This is a genomic window from Rothia sp. 11273D007AR, assembly GCF_053547255.1.
Genome location: NZ_JBPPWJ010000002.1, coordinates 85,636 through 108,793, shown reverse-complemented (window position 1 = coordinate 108,793; position 23,158 = coordinate 85,636). Strand labels below are relative to the sequence as shown.

The following is a 23,158-nucleotide window of genomic DNA, read 5'->3' as shown; positions in this document are numbered from 1 at the left end:
GTGGGGCTTAGACGTGGCGGCGCTTCGGAGGACGGCAACCGTTGTGGGCAACGGGGGTGACGTCCTGGATGGAGCCAACTTCGAGGCCGGTAGCCTGGAGTGAGCGGATAGCGGTTTCGCGACCGGGGCCGGGGCCCTTGACGAAAACGTCTACCTTGCGGACACCGTGTTCCTGAGCGCGCTTTGCAGCGGTCTCAGCGGCCATCTGAGCTGCGTAGGGGGTTGACTTGCGTGAACCCTTGAAGCCCATTTCGCCGGCGGATGACCAGGAAATAACAGCACCAGAGGGATCAGTGATTGAAACGATGGTGTTGTTGAAGGTTGACTTGATGTGTGCCTGACCGGCAACAATGTTCTTGGAAACCTTGCGGCGGCCGGTACGCTTGGCCGCTGCGCGAGTCTTGGGAGGCATTTTTGATTCTCCTACAAAGTTTTGGTTGAAGTGTTGGTCTTACGCGATGTGCAAGACTGAGGCAACACTGTTTACTTCTTCTTACCTGCGACGGTACGCTTCGGGCCCTTACGGGTACGGGCGTTGGTCTTGGTGCGCTGGCCGTGTACGGGAAGGCCACGGCGGTGACGCAGACCCTGGTAGCTACCGATTTCTACCTTGCGGCGGATGTCGGCAGCAACCTCGCGGCGAAGGTCACCTTCAACCTTGTAGTTGCCTTCGATGAAGTCACGAAGAGCTACGAGCTGGGTATCGTCAAGGTCCTTGACGCGGGTGTTGGGGTCAACACCGGTTGCAGCAAGCGCTTCTTTTGCACGGGTCTTGCCCACGCCGTAGATGTAAGTAAGAGCAATTTCCACGCGCTTTTCGCGGGGAATATCGACTCCAGCGAGACGTGCCATGGGGCGTTCTCCTTGTTTTCGCAGAGGTCTGTGACATCACTGCCCGGTTGTCCCGGTCCCCGGCCTCTGTGCCCGGAGGTATCCTGCTTTATTAGCAGGAGCGGTGCCATTTTCTGTTGTGCCACCTGGTGGGGTGGTCTTGTCAGCGTTGGCTAGTGTTTAGCCCTGGCGCTGCTTGTGGCGCGGGTTTTCGCAGATCACCATGACCACACCGTGACGGCGGATCACTTTGCACTTGTCGCAGATCGGCTTAACGCTCGGCTTGACCTTCATCGCATTCCTTTGCGTTGATGTTTCAGCTAATGCTTTGGACGGGCGAGGTAAGAGGTTCTATGTCCGGCTAGCCGGTGGGAGAACTGTTTACCCCTTTTACACGGCGTAAACGCCGCTGCTTAGCGACGTTTGCTGCTCGTGTTTACTTGTAGCGGTAGACGATACGACCGCGTGAGAGGTCGTAGGGGCTGAGCTCGACTACTACTCGGTCCTCAGGCAGGATTCGAATGTAGTGCTGACGCATCTTGCCTGAGATGTGGGCAAGTACCTTGTGTCCGTTGTCTAGCTCAACGCGGAATGATGCGTTGGGCAGTGCTTCGACCACGGTACCTTCAATCTCGATGACGCCGTCTTTCTTGGCCATATCCTCCGCTTTACTTTCGTGCTCCCAAGGTGTCTTGGGGGCTCTTGGTAGTGTTTTTTCTGTGTTCGGTGCGTTCTCCCGGGTTCGGGTACCGCTCCGCTTGCGTACTAAACGCATGGCACAGACAACCAACAAACTAATATACGGCAAAAGCCCCGGAATGTTAATGGTTTTCGCAAAACATAGCGAGCTTCACATTAAGGTCCGGGGCTTAAGCGCAGGAGCAGGACGCTTCGGCAGCCAGCTGACCAGACTCCCTACAACTGAGCACAGCAGATGCGCTGTCAGCCTGCTGGCTGGGGCTGGCGTGAATCGCTCGTGAGCGTTAGCGAACCAGCGAGAGGGTCAGCAGGCAAAAGCGCATCTGCTGTGCATCAGCATTTAATCTTCCTTAGCAGCAAGCTGGCCACAGGCACCGTCGATGTCACTTCCGCGGGTATCGCGTACGGTGGTGGGGATGCCGTGGGCGCGTAGGCGTTCGACGAAGTTTTGTTCGACGCCCTTGCGGGAGGCTGTCCATTTGGAGCCAGGGGTGGGGTTGAGCGGGATGGGGTTGACGTGTACCCAGCCGCGGCCACGGGAGGCGAGTTTTTTGCCGAGGAGGTCGGCGCGCCAGCCCTGGTCGTTGATGTCGCGGATGAGGGCGTATTCGATGGAGATGCGGCGGCCGGTGGTGCGGTAGTAGTCGTAGGCAGCGTCGAGGGTTTCGTCGACTTTCCAGCGCTGGTTGATGGGGATGAGTTCGTCGCGCAGTTCGTCGTCGGGGGCGTGGAGGGAGAGGGCTAGGGTGATGGGGAGTTTTTCTAGTTCGAATTTGCGGATGCCGGGGACGAGGCCGACGGTGGACATGGTGATGCCGCGGGCTGAGATGCCGAGTCCTTCGGGGGCGGGGTCGATGAGGCGGTGGACGGCGCCCATGGTGGCTTTGTAGTTGGCGAGGGCTTCACCCATACCCATGAAGACGATGTTGGAGACGCGCAGGGGGCGGGTGTCTTCGGAGCCGCCTTCGGCCTGTTCGAGGCCTTTCATGTCTTTGAGGTAGCGGGCGCCTGCGATGACCTGTTCGACGATTTCGGCGGTGGAGAGGTTGCGGGTGAGGCCCTGCTGGCCGGTGGCGCAGAAGGGGCAGTTCATGCCGCAGCCTGCTTGGGATGAGATGCACATGGTGACGCGGTTGTCGTAGCGCATGATGACGGATTCGACGAGGGCTCCGTCGAAGAGGCGGTGGACGACTTTGAGGGTGTCGCCGCCGTCGGCTTCGAGGGTGCGGACGGTGGTGAGCAGCTGGGGCATGGCGTCGGCGACCATTTTTTCGCGTTCTGCTGCGGGCAGGTCGGTCATCTGGGCCGGGTCGTTGACGAGGCGTTCGAAGTAGTGTTTGGAAAGCTGGGCGGCTCGGAAGGGCTTGTAGCCAAGTTCTTCGAGGAAGGCGCGACGGCCGGCCATGTCGAAGTCTGCGATGTGGCGCGGGGGTTTGCCGCGGCGGGGGGCTTTGAGGATAATTTGGCCGGGTTCGGGGCGGGCGCTGGAGATTTCCAGGGGGACGCTGGTGGTTTCGGTCATGGCTGCTGCTTTCGGTGCGATGCGGGGCGGACGCTGGGGGTTGGGTTGTGCGGTTTAGGCGGGGATGGGTTTGACGGTGACGCCGAGTTTGGAGAGTTCGGAGGCGCCGCCGTCCTCTGCGGTGAGAACCCAGATACCTTCGGAGTGCACGCAGACGGAGTGTTCCCACTGGCAGGCATCTCCCCCATCGACGGTTTTGATGGTCCAGTCGTCGTCGAGGGTGACGGTTTCAATTGAACCGGTCACGAGCATGGGTTCGATGGCGAAGGCCATGCCCTTTTTGACGCGGGGGCCGAGGTCGCGGGCGGCGTAGTTGAGGACGTCGGGGGCCATGTGCATGGAGGTACCGATGCCGTGGCCTACGAAGTCTTCGATGATCCCGTATTTGTCGCCGGTTTCTTCCCGAACGAAGTTTTCGATGGCGAAGCCGACTTCACCAATTTTTTTGGCGGTGGCGAGGGCTGCGATGCCGTGCCAGAGGGCTGCGCGGGTTATTTCTGAGAGCTCACGGCGGGCGTCTGAGACCTCGCCGATGAGGGCGGTACGGGCTGAGTCGCCGTGCCAGGTGGTGCCACGGGCGTCCTGGACGGTAGCACCGCCGTCAATGGAGATCATGTCCCCGTCGTGCAGGACGCGGGGGCCGGGGATTCCGTGAACGACCTCGTCGTTGACTGAGGTGCAGATGGTTGCTGGGTAGTCGTAGTAGCCCAGGAAGTTGGAGCCCGCGCCGTGTTCAGCGAGGACGCCGCGGAAGACCGTATCGAGCTCGGCGGTAGTGACACCGGGGGCAGCAGCTGCTACCGCTGCGTCCAGGGCACGAGAGGTAATCACACCTGCTCTGGCCATTTCAGCAAGCTGGCGGTCTGTTTTGTATTCGATGCGGCGCATAGTGCTCTTTCCTGGCTAGGTTTGTGGGGCGTAGTGGAGTCAAACTACACCAGTCTGCTTTAAAAACCTGTGCCCCCCGCAATGACCGGGGGCACAGGTGCAGCGGACGTTTACTTGAGTGCGTCCATGATTCGGGTGGTGACTTCGTCGATCTCTCCGAGACCGTCGATTTCGGTCACGAGGCCACGCTCAGTGTAGATAGCTACGAGGGGTGCGGTTTCTTCTTCGTAGACCTTGAGGCGGTGGCGGATGACCTCTTCGTTGTCGTCTGAGCGGCCTTCCTTAGCGGCACGGCCCAGCAGACGTTCGACCAGTTCGTCGTTGTCGGCGACGAGCAGCAGAACCTGGCCAATTTCCTGACCCATATCTGCGAGGATGGTGTCGAGCTCACCGACCTGGGCGGTGTTGCGGGGGTAGCCATCGAGCAGGAAGCCGTTGGCGGTGTCGTCTTCAGCCAGGCGGGCTCGGACCATACGGTTGGTCACGGAGTCGGGAACCAGGTTGCCCGAGTCGATGTAGCTCTTGGCTTCCTTGCCCAGCTCGGTTTCTTCCTTGATGTTCTTGCGGAAGATGTCTCCGGTGGAAATAGCGGGGATGTTCAGCTTTTCAGCGATTTTGACGGCCTGGGTGCCTTTGCCGGCGCCGGGAGGGCCAATGATGAGCAGACGGTTCATCGTAGTAGTCCTTCGTAGTTGCGTTGTTGGAGCTGGGCGTCGATTTGCTTGACGGTATCAAGACCGACACCGATAACGATCAGCAGTGAGGCACCGCCGAGCGGGAAATTCTGGTTGGCGCCGAAGAGGACGAAGGCTACCAGCGGCAGGAGCGCTAGTACTGCTACGTAGATGGCGCCGGGCAGGGTAATACGGTTGAGCACGTAGCTCAGGTACTCCTGGGTGGGGCGTCCTGCGCGGATACCGGGGATGAAACCGCCGTACTTCTTCATGTTGCCCGCAACTTCTTCGGTATTGAAGGTGATGGAAACGTAGAAGTAGGCGAAGCCCAGAATGAGCAGGAAGTAGAGGGTCATGTAGAGCGGGTGATCGCCCATGACCAGGTAGGTGTTGATCCAGTTGACCCATTCAGGCGGGGCTGAGCCGTCTGAGGGGGTGTTGAACTGGGCGATGAGGCCGGGCACCATCAGCATGGAGGAAGCGAAGATGATGGGGATAACGCCGGCCATGTTGACCTTGAGAGGAATGTAGGTGGTGGTACCGCCGATGGTGCGGCGGCCAATCATTCGCTTGGCGTACTGAACGGGGATGCGGCGCTGGGACTGTTCAACGAAGACAACGGCTACGATGACCAGCAGGCCGACCGCTACAACTGCGGAGAAGATGCCCCAGCCCTGGGTCTGCAGAATGGAACCAAAAGCGGAGGGGAAAGACGCTGCGATTGAGGTGAAAATTAGCAGGGACATACCGTTGCCCACGCCCTTTTCAGTGATCTGTTCACCCAGCCACATGACCACACCGGTACCTGCGGTCAAAGCGGTAATAATCAGCAGAATGTTCCAGATACCGTCATCGGGGATGATCGGCAGGGTGCAACCTTGCAGGAGCATACCGGAACGAGCCAACGAGACGATGGTGGTAGCGTTCAGCAGGGCCAGCAGAATAGTGAGGTAACGGGTGTACTGGGTCAGCTTGGTCTGCCCCTGCGCACCTTCCTCATGGAGCTGCTGGAAGCGGGGAATGACCACGCGAAGCAGCTGAACAATAATGCTCGCGGTAATGTAAGGCATAACGCCCAGGGCAAAAATCGACAGCTGGAGCAGGGCGCCACCGCTAAAGAGGTTAATCATGTCGTAAACGCCACCGGTTGCGGTAACGGTCGACAGGCACTGCTGCACGTTTCCGTAAGAAACACCGGGAGCGGGGATAAACACGCCCACACGGTAAATCACGATAATACCCAGGGTGAACAGCAGCTTATTACGCAGGTCGGGCGTCTTGAATGCCCGTCCGAAAGCGGTCAGCACATGTCCTCCTGTGAGAGAAAAATTTGGGGTGCCCCGAACGTCCTAACTGAACGAGCGATCGGAGCGATTACACAATCTTCTCCAGTCTATCGCTTAATGCTCAATCGTGTGTAGCGCAGGCTCTCAGAGCGAAAAAGCGGGGTGCCCCACCCACCGAAGTGAGCGGGGCACCCCGCAAGAGTTTGCCGTCCCCGGGGTTACCCCCGGTACGTCATGGAACTACTTGACGGTTACAGAACCGCCGGCAGCCTCAATCTTGGCCTTAGCTGACTCAGAAACCTTGTCAACGGTTACGTTGTAGGCTGCTGAGATTTCGCCGGTACCCAGAACCTTGACCAGTTCGTTCTTACGAACTGCGCCAGCTGCTACCAGAGCGTCAACGGTGATGTCGCCGCCCTCGGGGAACAGTTCCGCGATACGGTCCAGGTTAACAACCTGGTACTCGGTGCGGAAGGGGTTCTTGAAGCCACGCAGCTTGGGAAGGCGCATGTGCAGCGGAAGCTGACCACCTTCGAAGCCGGCGCGAACCTGGTAACGTGCCTTGGTACCCTTGGTACCGCGACCTGCGGTCTTACCCTTTGAGCCTTCACCGCGGCCTACGCGGGTCTTAGCCTTGTGGGCACCCGGTGCCGGGCGCAGATCGTGAATCTTGATAGCGTCGTTGTTTGCCATCTTTACTTGACCTCCTCAACCTGAACCAGGTGAGCTACGGTGTTGATCATGCCGCAGGTGACGGGGTCAGCAGTGCGAACAACCTTGTTGCCGGGGCGCTTAAGGCCCAGGGAACGGAGGGTGTCGCGCATGTTCTGCTTTTCACCGACGTAGGACTTGATCTGGGTGATTTCCAGCTTTGCGTCGCTGGGCTGAATACGCTTACCGGTCATTACGCACCTGCCTTTTCAGACTGAGCGACACGCAGGAAGCCGGGGATAACCTCGTCCTGGGGAAGACCACGGCGTGCAGCAACTGCTACGGGCTCTTCGAGCTGACGCAGTGCTTCGATGGTCGCGTGGACAATGTTGATCTGGTTCGATGAACCGAGTGACTTGGACAGAACATCGTGGATGCCTGCTGCCTCAAGTACGGCACGAACGGGACCACCAGCGATAACACCGGTACCAGCGGTAGCGGGGCGGAGCATAACTACGCCTGCTGCTGCTTCACCCTGAACGCGGTGAGGAATGGTGCGGCCTTCAACGCGGGGTACGCGGAAGAAGTTCTTCTTTGCTTCTTCAACACCCTTTGAGATAGCTGCGGGAACTTCCTTCGCCTTGCCGTAGCCAACGCCAACCATACCGTTACCGTCACCAACAACGACGAGTGCGGTGAAGCTGAAGCGACGACCACCCTTGACGACCTTGGAGACGCGGTTGATGGTGACAACGCGCTCGATGAACTTGTCCTTCTCTTCTTCGCGACCGCGGTTGTTGCGGCGCTCACCGCGGTTGCCGCGGCGTTCGCCACGCTCGTTGCGGCGGGCTTCGCGCTTTTCGGAGGTTTCAGCGGTAGCTTCTGCGGTTGCTTCAGTCACCTGAGTTTCCTTTTCGTTTACAGTCTGCTCGCTCATTAGAGTGCCAGACCTCCTTCGCGTGCGCCTTCTGCAACTGCTGCGACACGGCCGTGGTACTTGTTACCACCGCGGTCGAAAACAACTGCTTCGATGCCTGCTGCCTTGGCACGCTCGGCGACGAGTTCGCCGACGCGCTTTGCCTTAGCAGTCTTGTCCAGCTCTGCTGCGCGCAGGTCTGCTTCCATGGTGGAAGCTGATGCCAGGGTCAGACCCTTGGTGTCATCGATGACCTGAACGAACATGTGACGAGCTGAGCGGGTGACGGACAGGCGGGGGCGTGCTGCGGTGCCTGAAACGTACTTGCGGACGCGTGCGTGACGGCGTGCGCGCTGTGCTGACTTAGTCTTTACAGCCATTGTTACTTACCAGCCTTTCCGACCTTGCGACGGATCTGCTCGCCTTCGTAGCGAACACCCTTACCCTTGTAGGGATCGGGCTTGCGCAGACCGCGGATGTTAGCGGCTACCTGGCCTACCTGCTGCTTGCTGATACCGGAAACGGTCAGCTTGTTAGCGCCCTCAACAGCGAAGCTGATACCCTCGGGGGCTTCAATGGTGATGGGGTGTGAGTAGCCAAGTGCGAACTCGAGGTCGGAACCCTTAGCGGTTACACGGTAACCGGTACCAACGATTTCGAGCTTCTTGGAGTAGCCCTCGGTAACACCGATGATCATGTTCTGAATCAGGGTGCGGGTCAGGCCGTGCAGTGAACGTGATGCACGCTCATCGTTCGGGCGGGAAACGGTGACAACACCGTCTTCGAGTGCAACGGTGATGGGAGCAGCAACCTCGTGGGTCAGCTCGCCCTTTGCACCCTTAACAGCAACTACGTTGCCGTCGATCTTTACCTCAACGCCGGCAGGAACCGAGATGGGGAGACGTCCAATACGTGACATTCTTCTTCCTTTCTCTTCTACCGACTACCAGATGTAAGCGACGACTTCGCCGCCAACACCCTTCTTCGCAGCCTGCTTGTCAGTGAGCAGACCTGAAGAGGTTGACAGGATTGCGATGCCGAGGCCACCGTGTACCTGGGGCAGGTTGGTGGACTTTGCGTATACACGCAGACCCGGCTTGGAAATGCGGCGAACGCCTACGATGGAGCGCTCACGTGAGGGGCCGAACTTCAGTTCGAGGGTGAGGGTCTTACCGACCTTTGCTTCCTCTTCCTTGAAGTCAGCGATGTAGCCTTCAGCCTTGAGGATCTCGGCGATGCGAGCCTTGAGCTTGGAGTAAGGCATTGACACGGTGTCGTGATGTGCTGAGTTTGCGTTGCGCAAACGGGTCAGCATATCTGCGACAGGATCTGTCATAGTCATGGTGGGCTGAGCCCTTCCTCGTTATGGTTTCCTCACCGTGATTCGGTGCGGACCTATAACGTAGTCGTTACTGGGTCTTGAACGGGAAGCCGAGTGCCTTCAGAAGCGCACGGCCTTCATCGTCGGTCTTTGCGGTGGTTACTACGGTGATGTCCATACCACGTACGCGATCGATGGAGTCCTGATCGATTTCGTGGAACATAGACTGTTCGGTCAGACCGAAGGTGTAGTTACCGTTACCGTCGAACTGGCGGTCCGAGAGGCCGCGGAAGTCGCGGATTCGGGGAAGTGCCAGGGTGACGAGGCGGTCGAGGAATTCCCACATGCGATCGCCACGGAGGGTGACGTGTGCGCCGATGGGCTGACCTTCACGCAGCTTGAACTGTGCGATGGACTTCTTCGCGCGGGTAACGAGCGGCTTCTGACCGGTGATAGCGGTAAGGTCGCGGATAGCACCATCCATGAGCTTCGCGTCCTTAGCAGCTTCACCAACACCCATGTTAACGACGACCTTAACAATCTTCGGTGCCTGCATGACGTTCTCGTACTTGAACTCTTCCTGCAGGGCGGGGGTGACTACTTCGTTGAACTTAGTCTTGAAACGAGGGGTAATCTTTGCTTCGGTCATTAGATGTCCTTACCCGAGCTCTTGGCAACGCGAACGCGAACAGTGCGTTCCTTGCCATTGCGCTCTACGGTCTCGAGGCGGTAACCAACGCGGGTCGGCTTCTTGGTCTCGGGATCAACGATTGCAACGTTTGAAACGTGAATCGGTGCCTCAACCTTTTCGATGCCGCCAGCTTCGCCGGTCATGGGGTTAGCCTTGTTGTGCTTGGTGACGATCTTAACGCCTTCAACCAGCACGCGCTCGGTCTTGGGGAATACCTTCAGAACCTTGCCCTGCTTACCCTTATCTGCACCTGAAATAACCTGTACCAGGTCGCCAGACTTGATCTTAGCCATGAGTTAGAGCACCTCCGGAGCAAGTGAAATGATCTTCATGAACTTCTTGTCGCGCAGTTCGCGGCCAACAGGTCCGAAGATACGGGTGCCACGGGGGTCACCATCGGTGTTCTTGAGAATTACTGCTGAGTTCTCGTCGAACTTGATGTAGGAGCCGTCGGGACGACGAACTTCCTTCTTGGTGCGGACGACTACTGCCTTAACAACATCGCCCTTCTTTACGGTACCGCCGGGGATTGCGTCCTTGACGGTTGCGACGATGATGTCGCCAATGCCTGCGTAACGACGCTTTGAGCCACCGAGAACACGGATGGTCAGGATTTCCTTCGCACCGGTGTTGTCAGCAACCTTGAGTCGTGACTCCTGCTGAATCATATTTCTCCTGTCGTCTCGCCGGTTCCGACACACGGTATTTTGTGAGCCAGCCTTGCGGAACATTTCTACGGGATGTTGACGCGCCGGTCTCTTATAGCCCTTGAATGAGTCAAAGAGTTGGCGGACACGCCTGGGCTCCTATCATGCCGACGAACATCTAGACCCGCGTTAGCGGGCGAACCCCGCGTTTGAGCGGCATTATGCTGTGGCACGAAAAGAACCGTGGCTGTGTGGGTATAGAGAACCACACAGAATGAAAACTTTACCACAGCAGGGGCTGCCAGCCTAGAGAGATGCACCACTCTTAGGCAGTGAGCTAGCACCCTTAAAAATAGAGAGCTCCCCTCCCCCTCGGTATGAGGGGAAGGGGAGCTCTAGCTAGCTCGTAGCTTGAGTAAACGTAGTGTTTACTTAGCCTTTTCGAGGATCTCGACGATCCGCCACCGCTTTGAAGCGGAGAGGGGACGAGTCTCGGCCAGGAGAACGAGGTCGCCAATACCAGCAGCGTTCTGCTCGTCGTGGGCCTTGATCTTGGAGCTACGGCGCATAACCTTGCCGTAGAGGGCGTGCTTTACGCGGTCCTCGACCTCAACGACTACAGTCTTGTCCATCTTGTCAGAGACAACGTAGCCGCGGCGAGTCTTGCGGTAGCCGCGCTCTTCAGTCTTTACTTCACTCATGTGATTTAACCTTCGGTTGCGGGACGAATACCGAGCTCGCGTTCACGAAGCACGGTGTAGATACGTGCGATGTCGCGCTTGACCGAGCGGATACGACCGGGATTTTCAAGCTGACCGGTGGCTGCCTGGAAACGGAGGTTGAACAGCTCCTCCTTCGACTCACGCAGCTTCTCTACCAGATTCTCATGGGAGAGCTCTGCCAGCTTGTCGATGCTCAGATCCTTTGATCCAACTGCCATTTCTATTCACCACCTTCGCGACGCACAACGCGTGCCTTCATCGGGAGCTTGTGGATTGCTAGGCGCATAGCTTCGCGTGCCACTTCTTCGGATACGCCGGAGAGTTCAAACATGACTCGACCGGGCTTGACGTTTGCGACCCACCATTCAGGTGAACCCTTACCGGAACCCATACGGGTTTCAGCAGGCTTCTTGGTCAGGGGACGGTCGGGATAGATGTTGATCCAAACCTTACCGCCACGCTTGATGTGACGGGTCATTGCAATACGGGCAGCTTCAATCTGACGGTTGGTGACGTATGCGGGAGTCAGGGCCTGGATGCCCCACTCGCCGAACGCTACCTCGGTGCCACCCTTTGCCATACCTGAACGCTTGGGGTGATGCTGCTTGCGGTACTTTACTCGACGGGGAATTAGCATTTATGCCTCACCGTTTTCTGCAGTCTTAGCCTCAGCGGGTGCTGAAGCGTTGTCGGAACGACGGTCACGGCGGGGACCACGGCCACCTGCCCGACGACGGTCACCGGCGCGGCCGTTGCCACGGCGGTTGCCAGCAGCCTGCTGTGCAGCAAGCTCGTTGTCGGTGAGGTCACCCTTGTAGATCCAAACCTTGACGCCGATGCGGCCGAAGGTGGTCTTTGCTTCGAAGAAGCCGTAGTCGATGTTCGCACGCAGGGTGTGCAGGGGCACACGGCCTTCGCGGTAGAACTCGGAGCGGGACATTTCGGCCCCACCCAGACGACCGGAGCACTGGATACGGATACCCTTTGCCCCTGCCCGCTGTGCGGACTGGATGGCCTTCTTCATGGCACGGCGGAAGGCTACGCGGGAGGCGAGCTGTTCTGCGATGCCCTGGGCAACCAGCTGGGCTGACAGATCGGGGTTAGCAACCTCGATGATGTTCAGCTGAATCTGCTTGCCAGTTAGCTTTTCGAGCTCGCCACGGATACGGTCTGCTTCAGCACCACGGCGGCCGATGACGATACCGGGACGTGCGGTGTGGATATCCACCCGAACACGGTCACGGGTACGCTCGATTTCGACCTTTGCGATACCTGCACGTTCCATACCCTTGGACAGGAGCTCACGAATCTTCACATCTTCACGAACGAAGTCTGCGTAGCGTTCGCCTTCCTTGTTGGAGTCAGCGAACCACTTTGAGACGTGGTTGGTGGTGATGCCAAGTCGGAAACCGTTGGGGTTAATTTTCTGACCCATTTAGCGGCCCTCCTCCTTCTCCGGGGTAGCAACTACCACGGTGATGTGGCTGGTGCGCTTGTTGATGCGGAACGCACGGCCCTGGGCACGAGGCTGGAATCGCTTCATGGTAGGACCTTCGTTCGCGTATGCTTCGCTGATGAATAGCTCTTCTTCCTTGAAGGGCAGGCCCTGCTGGGCTGCCTTCTGACGAGCGTTTGCAACAGCTGATGCAACAATCTTGTATACCGGTTCTGAAGCGCCCTGAGGAGCGAACTTCAGAATCGCCAGAGCCTCTTCCGCCTGCTTGCCACGGATAAGGTTGATGACGCGGCGTGCCTTCATAGGCGTAACGCGTACGTAAGACGCAGTTGCCTTGGCTTCCATTGCCTATCTCTCTTTCGTCTATTGCCGAAAGGGAAACGTTTCTACTATACGGCTACACCGTATACTAGCGACGCTTGCCCTTACGGTCGTCCTTAACGTGGCCACGGAAAGTACGGGTCGGGGCAAACTCGCCGAGCTTGTGGCCGACCATGGACTCAGTGATGAACACGGGTACGTGCTTGCGTCCGTCGTGCACTGCGATGGTATGCCCGAGCATGTCGGGAATAATCATCGAGCGGCGGGACCAAGTCTTGATGACGTTCTTGGTGCCCTTCTCGTTCTGAGCTGCAACCTTCAGGAAAAGGTGCTGATCAACGAAAGGGCCCTTCTTCAAACTACGAGGCATGTTTCAGGCTCCTTAGCGCTTCTTGCCAGTACGACGGCGACGAACAATGAGCTTGTCGCTTTCCTTGTTGGGGCGACGGGTACGACCCTCGGGCTTACCGTTGGGGTTAACCGGGTGACGGCCACCTGAGGTCTTACCTTCACCACCACCGTGGGGGTGGTCGACAGGGTTCATGACAACACCACGAACGGTCGGGCGGATGCCCTTCCAGCGGTTGCGGCCTGCCTTACCCCAGTTGATGTTGGACTGTTCGGCGTTGCCAACAGAGCCGACGGTTGCCCGGCAGCGAACATCAACGTTGCGGATTTCGCCGGAGGGCAGACGCAGCTGGGCGTACTTGCCTTCCTTAGCGACCAGCTGGATGGAGGCGCCTGCGGAGCGACCCATCTTAGCGCCGCCACCGGGGCGGAGCTCAACAGCGTGGATGACGGTACCAACGGGGATGTTGCGCAGGGGCAGGTTGTTGCCGGGCTTGATGTCGGCAGAGGGACCTGACTCTACGATGTCGCCCTGAGCAAGCTTGTTGGGGGCGATGATGTAACGCTTGGTGCCATCAACGTAGTGGAGCAGAGCGATGCGGGCGGTACGGTTGGGATCGTACTCGATGTGTGCAACGCGTGCGTCGACGCCGTCCTTGTCGTGACGACGGAAGTCGATCAGACGGTACTGGCGCTTGTGGCCACCACCCTTGTGACGGGTAGTGATGCGACCGGTGTTGTTACGGCCGCCCTTCTTGGGGAGCGGACGAACCAGGGACTTTTCCGGGGTTGAGCGAGTGATTTCTGCGAAATCTGAGACGCTCGAGCCGCGGCGACCCGGGGTCGTCGGCTTGTGCTTACGAATACCCATTTAGATATTTCTTTCCTTCGCTAAAGTGGTCTCCGGTGCTTATGCAGCCGGACCGCCGAAGAGGTCGATTGAACCTTCCTTGAGGGTTACAATCGCACGCTTGGTGTTCTTACGAGCACCCCAACCGAAACGGGTGCGCTTGCGCTTGCCCTGACGGTTAGCGGTGTTGATGGAAGCAACCTTGACATCGAAAATAGTCTCGATGGCCTGCTTGATTTCCAGCTTGTTGGAGCGGGGGTCTACGAGGAAGGTGTACTTACCTTCATCGAGCTGACCGTAGCTCTTTTCCGACACGACGGGAGCGATGATCACGTCGCGGGGATCCTTGAAAGTTGAGGTGGTAACAGACATTACTTAGCAGCCTCTTTCTTAGCCTTGGAAGCAACTGCGACGAATACGTCGTAGGCATCCTTGGTGAAGATGACGTCGTCTGAGATCAGAACATCGTAGGTGTTCAGCTGATCTGCGTAGATGACGTGAACGTTCTCAAGGTTGCGTGCTGACAGTGCTACCAGGTCGTCCTTGCGGTCGATGACAACCAGTGCGTTCTTGCGGCTGGTGATCTCTGCGATTGCTGCCTTAGCTGCCTTGGTGGAGGGCTTGGTGCCTTCTACCAGAGCTTCAACAACGTGAACGCGGTCGTGACGAGCGCGATCTGAGAGAGCGCCGCGCAGTGCAGCTGCAATCATCTTCTTGGGGGTACGCTGTGCGTAGCTACGCGGGGTCGGGCCGTGTACGATGCCACCACCGGTCATGTGGGGTGCACGGATTGAGCCCTGACGTGCGCGGCCGGTGCCCGTCTGCTTGAAAGGCTTACGACCTGCGCCGGAAACTTCGCCGCGGTTCTTGGTCTTGTGGGTACCCTGGCGTGCTGCTGCGAGCTGGGCTACTACTACCTGGTGAAGCAGGGGAATAGAGGCCTGAGCGTCGAAGATGTCAGCGGGCAGGTCTACCTTTACGGTCTTGACAGCCATGGTTTATTAGGCTCCCTTCACAGCGGTGCGAACCAGAACAACGCCGCCCTTAGGACCGGGGATAGCACCCTTGATCAGAAGAACGTTGTTTTCGGCGTCTACACCCTGAATAGTGAGGTTCATGGTGGTGTGGCGTGCAGCGCCCATACGGCCTGCCATGCGCATACCCTTGAAAACGCGTGCGGGGTATGATGCGCCACCGATTGAGCCGGGCTTACGGTGGTTCTTGTGGGCACCGTGTGATGCACCTACACCTGCGAAGCCGTGACGCTTCATAACACCGGCGAAGCCCTTACCCTTGGTCTTGCCAACTACGTCGACCTTCTGGCCAGCTTCGAAGAGCTCAACGGTCAGTTCCTGACCGAGTGAGTATTCAGCGGCGTCTGAGGTACGCAGTTCAACGAGGTGACGGCGAGGAGTTACGCCTGCCTTCTCGAAGTGACCGGCGAGGGGCTTGGTTACCTTACGAGCTTCGATTGCACCGAAACCGATCTGGATAGCTTCGTAGCCATCGGTCTCAGCGTTGCGCAGCTGGGTAATAACGTTGGAATCGGCCTTGACGACAGTAACGGGCACGAACTTGCCGTTTTCGTCCCAGACCTGGGTCATGCCAAGCTTGGTGCCCAGCAGGCCCTTAACCTGGCGCTCGAACTTGTTAGTCATTTAGATGCGATCCTCTACAGCTTGATTTCGATGTTTACGTCTGCCGGAAGGTCAAGACGCATGAGGGCATCAACAGCCTTGGGGGTCGGATCAACGACGTCGATCAGACGCTTATGCGTGCGCATTTCGAAGTGCTCGCGGCTGTCCTTGTACTTGTGAGGCGAACGGATAACACAGTAAACGTTCTTTTCGGTGGGCAGCGGCACGGGGCCTACTACCATCGCGCCTGCACGCGTAACTGTCTCAACGATTTTCCGAGCTGAAGAATCAATGACCTCGTGGTCGTATGACTTCAGACGGATGCGGATTTTCTGTCCCGCCATCTGTCGGACTCTCTTTCTTGTCTACTTCCCTGTAACGGAGCGGTTGCTCCTTTATCTGGCGCTTGAGGTAAAGAGATGATTCTTCGTCTCTTTCGCGCCACCTCTGCGTAGGCTGAATCCGACATTTGCCGGGTTCCTCACCCTACCGAGGCACCGACCCCCGAACTCGGGCGTGTCGCTTTTTTGCCAGGGCAAAAAGGAGCGCACTTTTCCCTCGAACTGATCGATTGGGTCATATTTGGGCTTACCTTCACCCGATTCGAGAAGGAATCAGAGCTACTTTCACGGGGTAAGCGCTTGAACAACGTTATCCATCTTGCCAGAGTCCAAGCTTCCCCGCAAGGTTTTTCTGCGGGAAGTGCCCAGTCCCACATTTCACCTTCGTTTACAGACAGATTCAGCACCACACCCAAGCATCGGTCAACATATACCCTCTCTATTGAGTGCCATTCTTGCCATCTCAAGGAGAGATATATTCAACCCATCAAGTAGCGCAGGTCACTTATTTTCCTATAATCTGGCTCACACGCACTAGATGGAGACTACATGAAATCTACGCACCCACCACAGGATACGGTATCGCCCGCTACACAGGGCATCCGCATTACAAAACCACAATCCACAGCACTTCGTATTATTGGAGCTCTCTTTGCCGTAGCCACCATCGGCACGGCATCGGTCGCGTCCGTCCTTTCAGCCGACGACGGCGCCGATCTGACGTCCTCTCTCACGCTTGTCGCTCCGGCAGCAGCCGGTGGCGGCTGGGATACCCTCGCACGAGAAATGCAGCAGGCCCAACGAGCAAACGGAATTGTCAACAACACCCAGGTCATCAACATGCCCGGAGCGGGCGGAACAATCGCCCTCAACAACCTGGGGGCAATGACCGGAGACCCCACAACGCTCATGGTGGGTGGAACCGGTCAACTTGCTGCCACTATCCAGTTCGACAGCGACACAACCTACGAGGACATCACCCCGCTTGCCGTCACCATTGAAGAACTCGACGTTATCGTTGTCCCGGCTGATTCCCCCTACACCTCACTTGAAGAGCTGATGACGACGTGGAAGGCCGACCCCACGAGCGTCCCCTGGACCGGTGGCGGGTCCTTTGACCGTCTCGTTGCTACCGAAATGGCCATGAGTGCCGGCATCCCCGTTAGTGACATGATCTACGTCAACTCTGACGGCGGAGGTGAAGCTACCGCTGCCCTTCTCAACGGCACCGTCGCTGCTTCAGCGTCCGGCTACCCCGATTCAATTGACCAAATCGAATCAGGCCGCCTGCGAGCCCTAGCCCTCGTAGCACCGAACAGGATAGACGGTGTTGATATCCCGACCACCGTTGAGCAGGGGTACGACGTCACCATGACTAACTGGCGCCTCATCGCAGCACCCGGCGGTGTCACCGACGAAGAAAAAGCTGAACTAGAAAATATCATTCAAGAAACTGTTGATACCCCTGAATGGGATGCAGCTATAACCCGCTACAACTGGAACGAGAATCTCATGATGGGCGACGAACTAACTGATTTTCTAGCAGACGAAAAAGCACGTATTGAAACCCTGTACCAGGAGCTAGGACTATGAGTGCACCAGCTCTCCCCGAAACCATCACTCCCGTCAATGTCGGGCGCGAGTTGCTTATGCCGGCTTTGCTCCTGGCTCTTGCCGCCTATCTCAGCTACGGCATGCTCACCATGCAGGTACCCGACTCGGTAGCCTTTCCCGGTCCCCGTTTCTTCCCGCTTCTCATCACCATTGGTCTAGTCGCCCTCACAATACTCGATATAGCGGATATCTTCAGACGCGCTGCCCGCTACCGACAGCACACCGCCGCCCAGACAGATCAGGTAGAACTCGCCTACACCGCCCCCATCATGGTCTCTGCAGCCGAACCAACTAAAGCACTAGACCACCGTTCGCTGGCCTGGGTTACCCTAGGGTTTCTCTTTTTCGCGCTCACCCTGCCCTACACCGGGTGGGTCATCGGTGCAGGTCTACTCTTCTGGTGCGTAGCCCGAGGTTTTGGAGCCACAAGACCAATCTTCTCTTTGGTTGTCGGTCTAACCGTCAGCTCTTTCGCCTACATTATGTTCGATATGATTCTTGGGCTTTCGCTGCCCTCTGGCATTTTAGGAGGTAGCTTCTAGTGGAAGCTCTCACTATGCTCGCTGAGGGCTTTGCCAACGCCCTCACCTTACAAAATTTATTCTGGGTGGTTTTAGGCTGCCTCCTTGGAACTGCCGTGGGCGTCATGCCCGGGCTGGGTTCATCAATGGCTGTAGCGCTACTCTTACCCGTTACGTTTGCTCTTGAGCCCACAGCTGCCTTCATCATGTTCTCCGGCGTTTACTTCGGTGGACTTTTCGGAGATTCCACCATGGGTATCCTCATGAATACCCCGGGTCAGGCCTCGGCTATCGCCTCCACCTTTGAAGGCCACCGCATGGCAAAGAACGGACGGGCCGCCCAGGCACTTGCAGTCGCGGCTATCGGTGCTTTTATCGGCGGGTTTGTCTCGTCCATCGTGGTGGTTTTCGCTGCGCCTCTCTTGGCTGACTTTTCTACCAATTTTGGGCCAGCTGAATACTTTGCCCTAGCCCTGTTTGCTTTCATTGCAACTTCATCGGTGGTCACCGATTCAGCAATCCGTGGTTTACTGTCGCTTTTATTGGGTCTGGGTATAGCTGTTATTGGTATCGACGGGGTCACCGGTGTCCCCCGGTTTACGATGGGGTCACCTCAACTCTTCGACGGCATTTCACTCGTCACAGTGACAGTCGCTGTGCTAGCGCTAGGTGAGGTCATACACCAGGCTGTGGTTGCCCGTCACCACGCCGCCGGTCGCATGATTCGGCCTAAGGGACGCCCCTGGCTGTCTAAGGCTGAGCTCAAAGAAGCAGCCCCTGCCTGGGCTCGCGGCACCGCAATTGGTCTACCCTTTGGCGTTATCCCCGCTGGTGGTGCTGATATTCCGACCTTCTTGGCCTACGGTACCGAACGCCGTCTCGATGCTAGACGCAAAAATCCGCAGTTCGGCAAGGGCGCTATTCGTGGTCTGGCAGCACCCGAAGCCGCTGGTAACTCCACCACCGGCATGGCAATGGGAGCCCTGCTAGCCCTCGGTCTTCCCATTTCAGCAACCGCAGCAATCATGCTGGGGGCGTTTAGGCAGTACGGCCTTCAGCCTGGGCCCTTGCTCTTTGAACGGGCACCTGAACTTGTATGGGCTCTCTTGGCTAGCTTCTTCATCGCGATGATTGTTCTGCTCCTCATCAATCTACCTTTCGCAATGCTCTGGGCTAAGCTGCTCCTCATCCCCCACCACTACCTCTACGCAGGCATTACCGTCTTCTGTGGGCTCGGTATCTATGCTGTTTCGAACTCCACGTTCGATTTAGTCTTAGTGCTTCTCGTAGGCATCGTAGGTTTTGTCATGCGCATGAACGACTACCCGCTTGCGCCTCTCATTATCGGGATGGTCCTAGGGCCTCTCGCTGAGACGAGTCTACGAGACGCTCTAACAGCCTCAAACGGTGATTACTCGGTACTCGTTACAGGCCCAATTGTTATAGCTCTCTACAGCCTGTTGGCACTCGTTCTTGTTTTGACAGTTACAAAGAAGGTACGTGAGAGCCGCTCCGCTAAGGCAGCGCGTTAGTCTCTCCCCTCACCGAGGTAATACTCAGGGGCCGGTAGCTCAGCTACCGGCCCCATCTTTTTATGTGAAGGTAAGAAAAAAGGGGTTGGCCCCCGCAGATTGCTCTGCGGGGGGCCAACCCTCTATCGTCCTCCGCTAGCTGGACGCTAGCAGGAGTTCAGATCGGGAAGTAAGAAACTTACTTGATGATCTTGGTAACGCGACCTGAACCAACGGTGCGGCCACCTTCGCGGATTGCGAAGCCGAGGCCCTCTTCCATTGCGATTTCCTGGATGAGCTCAACGGTCATCTCAGTGTTGTCGCCGGGCATAACCATTTCGGTGCCCTCGGGAAGGGTGATAACACCGGTAACGTCGGTGGTGCGGAAGTAGAACTGGGGGCGGTAGTTCGAGTAGAAGGGGTTGTGGCGGCCGCCTTCATCCTTGGAAAGGATGTAGACGTTAGCCTCGAACTGGGTGTGGGGGGTGATTGAGCCGGGCTCAACAACAACCTGACCACGCTCTACGTCGTCGCGCTTCAGACCGCGAAGCAGCAGACCACAGTTCTCGCCTGCCCATGCTTCGTCGAGCTGCTTGTGGAACATCTCGATACCGGTAACGGTGGTCTTCTGGATGGGGCGGATACCAACGATCTCAACTTCGGAGTTGATCTTCAGGGTACCGCGCTCGGCGCGACCGGTAACAACGGTACCGCGACCGGTGATGGTGAAGACGTCTTCGATGGGCATGAGGAAGGGCTTGTCCTTCTCACGAACGGGGTCGGGAATGTAGTTGTCAACCTCGTCCATGAGCTCTTCAACCTTAGCAACCCACTCGGGATCGCCTTCGAGAGCCTTCAGAGCGGAAACGCGAACAACGGGAGCGTTGTCGCCGTCGAACTCCTGTGAGGAGAGCAGTTCGCGAACTTCCATTTCAACGAGGTCGAGCAGTTCCTCGTCCTCAACCATGTCTGACTTGTTCAGAGCAACGAGCAGGGTGGGAACACCAACCTGGCGAGCCAGCAGAACGTGCTCGCGGGTCTGAGCCATGGGGCCGTCGGTGGCAGCAACAACGAGGATTGCGCCGTCCATCTGAGCAGCACCGGTGATCATGTTCTTGACGTAGTCAGCGTGACCGGGGGCGTCAACGTGTGCGTAGTGACGCTTTTCGGTCTGGTACTCGATGTGAGAGATGTTGATGGTAATACCGCGCTGGCGCTCTTCAGGAGCGGAGTCGATCATACCGAAGTCGCGCTGCTCGTTCAGGTCGGGGTACTTGTCAGCCAGAACCTTGGAGATTGCAGCGGTCAGGGTGGTCTTACCGTGGTCAACGTGACCGATGGTACCGACGTTTACGTGAGGCTTGGAGCGCTCGAACTTAGCCTTAGCCAAGAGTATTCCTCCTATAGAGAAGATTTGAGAACCTGCACTCGGGTTTCACACCGGCGCACTCCGCCGTAAAAGGCGGTCTAGCTACCACAATAGCGGATAAGGCCGGTGGGGCGAAACCCGAATGCGGGTTCATTTACTAGGTTTTTTTGAAAAGCGGTGCGGCTCACACGGGGTGAGCCGCACCCGGGCAAGTATTACTCGCCGCGGCTCTTCTGGATGATTTCATCAGCAACGTTCTTGGGAACCTCGGCGTAGCTGTCGAACTCCATGGAGAAGACTGCACGACCCTGGGTCTTTGAACGGAGGTCACCGATGTAACCGAACATTTCTGACAGCGGAACAAGAGCGTGAACGATCTTGACGCCTGCTGCATCTTCCATGGACTGGATCTGACCACGACGTGAGTTCAGGTCGCCGATAACATCGCCCATGTAGTCCTCGGGGGTACGTACTTCAACAGCCATCAGGGGCTCCAGCAGGACGGGAGCGGCGCGGCGGGCGCCTTCCTTGAAGACCATTGAGCCAGCGATCTTGAACGCCATTTCTGACGAGTCAACATCGTGGTAAGCACCGTCGATCAGGGTTGCCTTGACACCAACAACGGGGTAGCCAGCGAGGATACCGAGCTGCATTGCGTCCTGGATACCGGCGTCAACAGAGGGGATGTATTCGCGGGGAACACGACCACCGGTGACGACGTTGTCGAACTCGTAGAGCTCTTCAGCATCGAGGGCGATGGGTTCGAAGGAGACCTGAACCTTCGCGAACTGACCGGAACCACCGGTCTGCTTCTTGTGGGTGTAGTCAACCTTTTCGACAGCCTTGGTGATGGTTTCGCGGTAGGCCACCTGGGGCTTACCAACGTTAGCCTCAACCTTGAATTCGCGCTTCATACGGTCAACGATGATGTCCAGGTGGAGCTCGCCCATACCGCCGATTTCGGTCTGGCCGGTTTCTTCGTTGAGTGAAACGGTGAAGGTGGGGTCTTCAGCAGACAGCTTCTGGATAGCGGTTGACATCTTCTCCTGGTCGCCCTTGGTCTTGGGCTCGATGGCCACGAAGATCACGGGGGCGGGGAAGGTCATGGATTCCAGAACTACGGGGTTAGCAGTGTCGCAGAGGGTGTCACCGGTGGTGGTGTCCTTCAGACCGATTGCTGCGTAGATGTGACCTGCCTGGATCTCTTCAACAGGGTTCTCCTTGTTGGAGTGCATCTGGAAGAGCTTACCGATACGTTCCTTCTTACCCTTGGTGGCGTTCAGAACCTGCTGGCCCTGTTCTGCCTTACCGGAGTAAACGCGGATGTAGGTCAGCTGGCCGTAGAAGGGGTGAGCTGCAACCTTGAAGGCCAGAGCTGCGAAGGGCTCGTCAGCTGAGGGCTTGCGGGTTACCTCAACCTCTTCATCAGAGGGCAGGTGGCCGATCATCGCGGGGACGTCCAGCGGTGAGGGCAGGTAGTCGAGAACTGCGTCGAGCATGGGCTGAACGCCGCGGTTCTTGAATGCTGAGCCACAGAAGACGGGGTAGGCTTCGTTAGCAACGGTCAGGGCGCGAACGCCTGCCTTGATTTCCTCGATGGTCAGTTCGCCCTCTTCGAGGTACTTTTCCATGAGGTCTTCAGAGGCTTCTGCTACGTTTTCAACGAGCTCGGCACGGTACTGCTCTGCCTTTTCCTGCAGGTCAGCGGGGATTTCCTGGATTTCGTAGGAAGCACCCATGGTAACGTCACCCTTGGCATCGCCGGGCCAGACGTAGGCCTGCATGGTGAGCAGGTCAACGACGCCGATGAAGTCGTTTTCAGCGCCGATGGGCAGCTGCATAACGAGGGGCTTAGCGCCGAGACGCTTGACGATGGTGTCTACGGTGAAGTAGAAGTCTGCACCCAGCTTGTCCATCTTGTTGACGAAGCAGATACGGGGAACTTCGTACTTGTCAGCCTGGCGCCAAACGGTTTCAGACTGGGGCTCAACGCCTTCCTTGCCGTCGAACACTGCAACAGCGCCGTCGAGGACGCGCAGTGAACGCTCAACTTCAACGGTGAAGTCAACGTGGCCGGGGGTGTCGATGATGTTGATCTGGTTGTTCTTCCAGAAGCAGGTGGTTGCCGCGGAGGTAATGGTAATACCGCGTTCCTGTTCCTGAGCCATCCAGTCCATGGTTGAAGCACCGTCGTGGGTCTCACCGATCTTGTGGTTGATACCGGTGTAGAAGAGGATGCGTTCGGTGGTGGTGGTCTTACCGGCGTCAATGTGCGCCATAATACCGATGTTGCGGACCTTATTCAGGTCGGTAAGCACGTCTAGTGCCACTTTGTTCTCCCT

Annotated in this window: 33 protein-coding genes; 3 read left to right on the top strand and 30 right to left on the bottom strand. The window is 57.5% G+C overall.

The window, feature by feature from the left end; genetic code table 11:
* Positions 1-7 precede the first annotated feature (7 nt).
* The 28 genes from rpsK to rpsJ all read right to left on the bottom strand — a co-directional run bounded on the left by rpsK (position 8) and on the right by rpsJ (position 15,804).
* Complete coding sequence (rpsK, locus tag ACED88_RS01645) at positions 8-412, bottom strand: 30S ribosomal protein S11 (RefSeq protein WP_083090739.1); 405 nt, start codon at positions 410-412, stop codon at positions 8-10.
* Between the two features lie 71 nt (positions 413-483).
* On the bottom strand, positions 484-852 hold the full coding sequence (gene rpsM, locus ACED88_RS01640; protein WP_083090738.1) for a 30S ribosomal protein S13: 369 nt from the start codon (positions 850-852) through the stop codon (positions 484-486).
* Between the two features lie 159 nt (positions 853-1,011).
* Positions 1,012-1,125, bottom strand: a complete 114-nt coding sequence (gene rpmJ, locus ACED88_RS01635) for a 50S ribosomal protein L36 (protein WP_004005257.1) — start codon at positions 1,123-1,125, stop codon at positions 1,012-1,014.
* 142 nt (positions 1,126-1,267) lie between these two features.
* Positions 1,268-1,489, bottom strand: coding sequence for a translation initiation factor IF-1 (infA, locus tag ACED88_RS01630; RefSeq protein WP_083090737.1), 222 nt, complete (start codon positions 1,487-1,489; stop codon positions 1,268-1,270).
* A gap of 381 nt (positions 1,490-1,870) precedes the next feature.
* Entirely contained in the window at positions 1,871-3,052 is a 1,182-nt protein-coding gene (gene rlmN / locus ACED88_RS01625) for a 23S rRNA (adenine(2503)-C(2))-methyltransferase RlmN (RefSeq protein WP_237185997.1), read from the bottom strand.
* A gap of 54 nt (positions 3,053-3,106) precedes the next feature.
* A complete protein-coding gene (gene map, locus ACED88_RS01620) occupies positions 3,107-3,940 on the bottom strand; it encodes a type I methionyl aminopeptidase (RefSeq protein WP_449107462.1) in 834 nt (277 codons plus the stop codon).
* 110 nt (positions 3,941-4,050) lie between these two features.
* Positions 4,051-4,614 carry an adenylate kinase gene (locus ACED88_RS01615; protein ID WP_185174287.1) on the bottom strand — a complete coding sequence of 188 codons (564 nt, stop codon included), beginning with the start codon at positions 4,612-4,614 and terminating at the stop codon, positions 4,051-4,053.
* The gene (gene secY / locus ACED88_RS01610; RefSeq protein ID WP_185174286.1) at positions 4,611-5,921 is read right to left on the bottom strand and encodes a preprotein translocase subunit SecY; all 1,311 of its coding nucleotides are present in this window, start codon (positions 5,919-5,921) and stop codon (positions 4,611-4,613) included. The genes ACED88_RS01615 and secY overlap by 4 nt, the downstream gene beginning before the upstream one ends.
* A 219-nt stretch (positions 5,922-6,140) precedes the next feature.
* On the bottom strand, positions 6,141-6,593 hold the full coding sequence (gene rplO / locus ACED88_RS01605; protein WP_135013750.1) for a 50S ribosomal protein L15: 453 nt from the start codon (positions 6,591-6,593) through the stop codon (positions 6,141-6,143).
* Positions 6,594-6,595: 2 nt separating this feature from the next.
* The gene (rpmD, locus tag ACED88_RS01600; RefSeq protein WP_135013749.1) at positions 6,596-6,805 is read right to left on the bottom strand and encodes a 50S ribosomal protein L30; all 210 of its coding nucleotides are present in this window, start codon (positions 6,803-6,805) and stop codon (positions 6,596-6,598) included.
* On the bottom strand, positions 6,805-7,488 hold the full coding sequence (rpsE, locus tag ACED88_RS01595) for a 30S ribosomal protein S5 (RefSeq protein WP_135013748.1): 684 nt from the start codon (positions 7,486-7,488) through the stop codon (positions 6,805-6,807). Before rpsE ends, rpmD begins: the two co-directional genes overlap by 1 nt.
* Positions 7,488-7,847 (bottom strand): 50S ribosomal protein L18, encoded by a 360-nt coding sequence (gene rplR, locus ACED88_RS01590; protein ID WP_135013747.1) that lies wholly within the window; start codon positions 7,845-7,847, stop codon positions 7,488-7,490. Before rplR ends, rpsE begins: the two co-directional genes overlap by 1 nt.
* A 2-nt stretch (positions 7,848-7,849) precedes the next feature.
* Positions 7,850-8,386 (bottom strand): 50S ribosomal protein L6, encoded by a 537-nt coding sequence (gene rplF, locus ACED88_RS01585; RefSeq protein ID WP_237222589.1) that lies wholly within the window; start codon positions 8,384-8,386, stop codon positions 7,850-7,852.
* 24 nt (positions 8,387-8,410) lie between these two features.
* Positions 8,411-8,809: a 30S ribosomal protein S8 gene (rpsH, locus tag ACED88_RS01580; RefSeq protein WP_135013745.1), complete on the bottom strand. Its 399-nt coding sequence runs from the start codon at positions 8,807-8,809 to the stop codon at positions 8,411-8,413.
* Positions 8,810-8,876: 67 nt separating this feature from the next.
* The gene (gene rplE / locus ACED88_RS01575; protein ID WP_135013744.1) at positions 8,877-9,437 is read right to left on the bottom strand and encodes a 50S ribosomal protein L5; all 561 of its coding nucleotides are present in this window, start codon (positions 9,435-9,437) and stop codon (positions 8,877-8,879) included.
* A complete protein-coding gene (gene rplX, locus ACED88_RS01570) occupies positions 9,437-9,772 on the bottom strand; it encodes a 50S ribosomal protein L24 (protein WP_185174282.1) in 336 nt (111 codons plus the stop codon). Before rplX ends, rplE begins: the two co-directional genes overlap by 1 nt.
* A gap of 3 nt (positions 9,773-9,775) precedes the next feature.
* Positions 9,776-10,147: a 50S ribosomal protein L14 gene (gene rplN / locus ACED88_RS01565; protein WP_135013742.1), complete on the bottom strand. Its 372-nt coding sequence runs from the start codon at positions 10,145-10,147 to the stop codon at positions 9,776-9,778.
* 407 nt (positions 10,148-10,554) lie between these two features.
* Complete coding sequence (rpsQ, locus tag ACED88_RS01560; protein ID WP_237185979.1) at positions 10,555-10,827, bottom strand: 30S ribosomal protein S17; 273 nt, start codon at positions 10,825-10,827, stop codon at positions 10,555-10,557.
* A gap of 5 nt (positions 10,828-10,832) precedes the next feature.
* Entirely contained in the window at positions 10,833-11,066 is a 234-nt protein-coding gene (rpmC, locus tag ACED88_RS01555; RefSeq protein ID WP_449107461.1) for a 50S ribosomal protein L29, read from the bottom strand.
* A 2-nt stretch (positions 11,067-11,068) separates the two neighbouring features.
* Positions 11,069-11,485: a 50S ribosomal protein L16 gene (gene rplP, locus ACED88_RS01550; RefSeq protein WP_135012890.1), complete on the bottom strand. Its 417-nt coding sequence runs from the start codon at positions 11,483-11,485 to the stop codon at positions 11,069-11,071.
* The gene (gene rpsC, locus ACED88_RS01545; RefSeq protein WP_449107460.1) at positions 11,486-12,283 is read right to left on the bottom strand and encodes a 30S ribosomal protein S3; all 798 of its coding nucleotides are present in this window, start codon (positions 12,281-12,283) and stop codon (positions 11,486-11,488) included. It abuts the gene before it with no gap.
* The gene (gene rplV / locus ACED88_RS01540; protein ID WP_237188168.1) at positions 12,284-12,649 is read right to left on the bottom strand and encodes a 50S ribosomal protein L22; all 366 of its coding nucleotides are present in this window, start codon (positions 12,647-12,649) and stop codon (positions 12,284-12,286) included.
* Positions 12,650-12,713: 64 nt separating this feature from the next.
* Complete coding sequence (gene rpsS, locus ACED88_RS01535; protein WP_168614572.1) at positions 12,714-12,995, bottom strand: 30S ribosomal protein S19; 282 nt, start codon at positions 12,993-12,995, stop codon at positions 12,714-12,716.
* A 12-nt stretch (positions 12,996-13,007) separates the two neighbouring features.
* Positions 13,008-13,844 (bottom strand): 50S ribosomal protein L2, encoded by an 837-nt coding sequence (rplB, locus tag ACED88_RS01530; RefSeq protein WP_135012888.1) that lies wholly within the window; start codon positions 13,842-13,844, stop codon positions 13,008-13,010.
* Positions 13,845-13,883: 39 nt separating this feature from the next.
* Positions 13,884-14,195: a 50S ribosomal protein L23 gene (gene rplW / locus ACED88_RS01525; protein WP_135012887.1), complete on the bottom strand. Its 312-nt coding sequence runs from the start codon at positions 14,193-14,195 to the stop codon at positions 13,884-13,886.
* Positions 14,195-14,818 (bottom strand): 50S ribosomal protein L4, encoded by a 624-nt coding sequence (rplD, locus tag ACED88_RS01520; RefSeq protein ID WP_449107459.1) that lies wholly within the window; start codon positions 14,816-14,818, stop codon positions 14,195-14,197. Before rplD ends, rplW begins: the two co-directional genes overlap by 1 nt.
* 6 nt (positions 14,819-14,824) lie before the next feature.
* The gene (rplC, locus tag ACED88_RS01515; protein ID WP_135012885.1) at positions 14,825-15,481 is read right to left on the bottom strand and encodes a 50S ribosomal protein L3; all 657 of its coding nucleotides are present in this window, start codon (positions 15,479-15,481) and stop codon (positions 14,825-14,827) included.
* Between the two features lie 14 nt (positions 15,482-15,495).
* The gene (rpsJ, locus tag ACED88_RS01510; RefSeq protein ID WP_449107458.1) at positions 15,496-15,804 is read right to left on the bottom strand and encodes a 30S ribosomal protein S10; all 309 of its coding nucleotides are present in this window, start codon (positions 15,802-15,804) and stop codon (positions 15,496-15,498) included.
* 546 nt (positions 15,805-16,350) lie between these two features.
* Between rpsJ and ACED88_RS01505 the strand changes: the two genes are divergently transcribed.
* From ACED88_RS01505 to ACED88_RS01495, 3 genes are read left to right on the top strand one after another with little or no spacing between them, the layout of a single operon-like run.
* Complete coding sequence (locus ACED88_RS01505) at positions 16,351-17,394, top strand: tripartite tricarboxylate transporter substrate binding protein (protein WP_449107457.1); 1,044 nt, start codon at positions 16,351-16,353, stop codon at positions 17,392-17,394.
* Complete coding sequence (locus tag ACED88_RS01500; RefSeq protein WP_449107456.1) at positions 17,391-17,957, top strand: tripartite tricarboxylate transporter TctB family protein; 567 nt, start codon at positions 17,391-17,393, stop codon at positions 17,955-17,957. Before ACED88_RS01505 ends, ACED88_RS01500 begins: the two co-directional genes overlap by 4 nt.
* Positions 17,957-19,468, top strand: a complete 1,512-nt coding sequence (locus tag ACED88_RS01495; RefSeq protein ID WP_449107455.1) for a tripartite tricarboxylate transporter permease — start codon at positions 17,957-17,959, stop codon at positions 19,466-19,468. Before ACED88_RS01500 ends, ACED88_RS01495 begins: the two co-directional genes overlap by 1 nt.
* Before the next feature lie 178 nt (positions 19,469-19,646).
* Here the strand turns inward: ACED88_RS01495 and tuf are convergent, their stop codons facing one another.
* Positions 19,647-20,837: an elongation factor Tu gene (tuf, locus tag ACED88_RS01490; protein WP_449107454.1), complete on the bottom strand. Its 1,191-nt coding sequence runs from the start codon at positions 20,835-20,837 to the stop codon at positions 19,647-19,649.
* Between the two features lie 194 nt (positions 20,838-21,031).
* Positions 21,032-23,146, bottom strand: coding sequence for an elongation factor G (gene fusA / locus ACED88_RS01485; protein ID WP_449107453.1), 2,115 nt, complete (start codon positions 23,144-23,146; stop codon positions 21,032-21,034).
* Between the last annotated feature and the right edge of the window lie 12 nt (positions 23,147-23,158).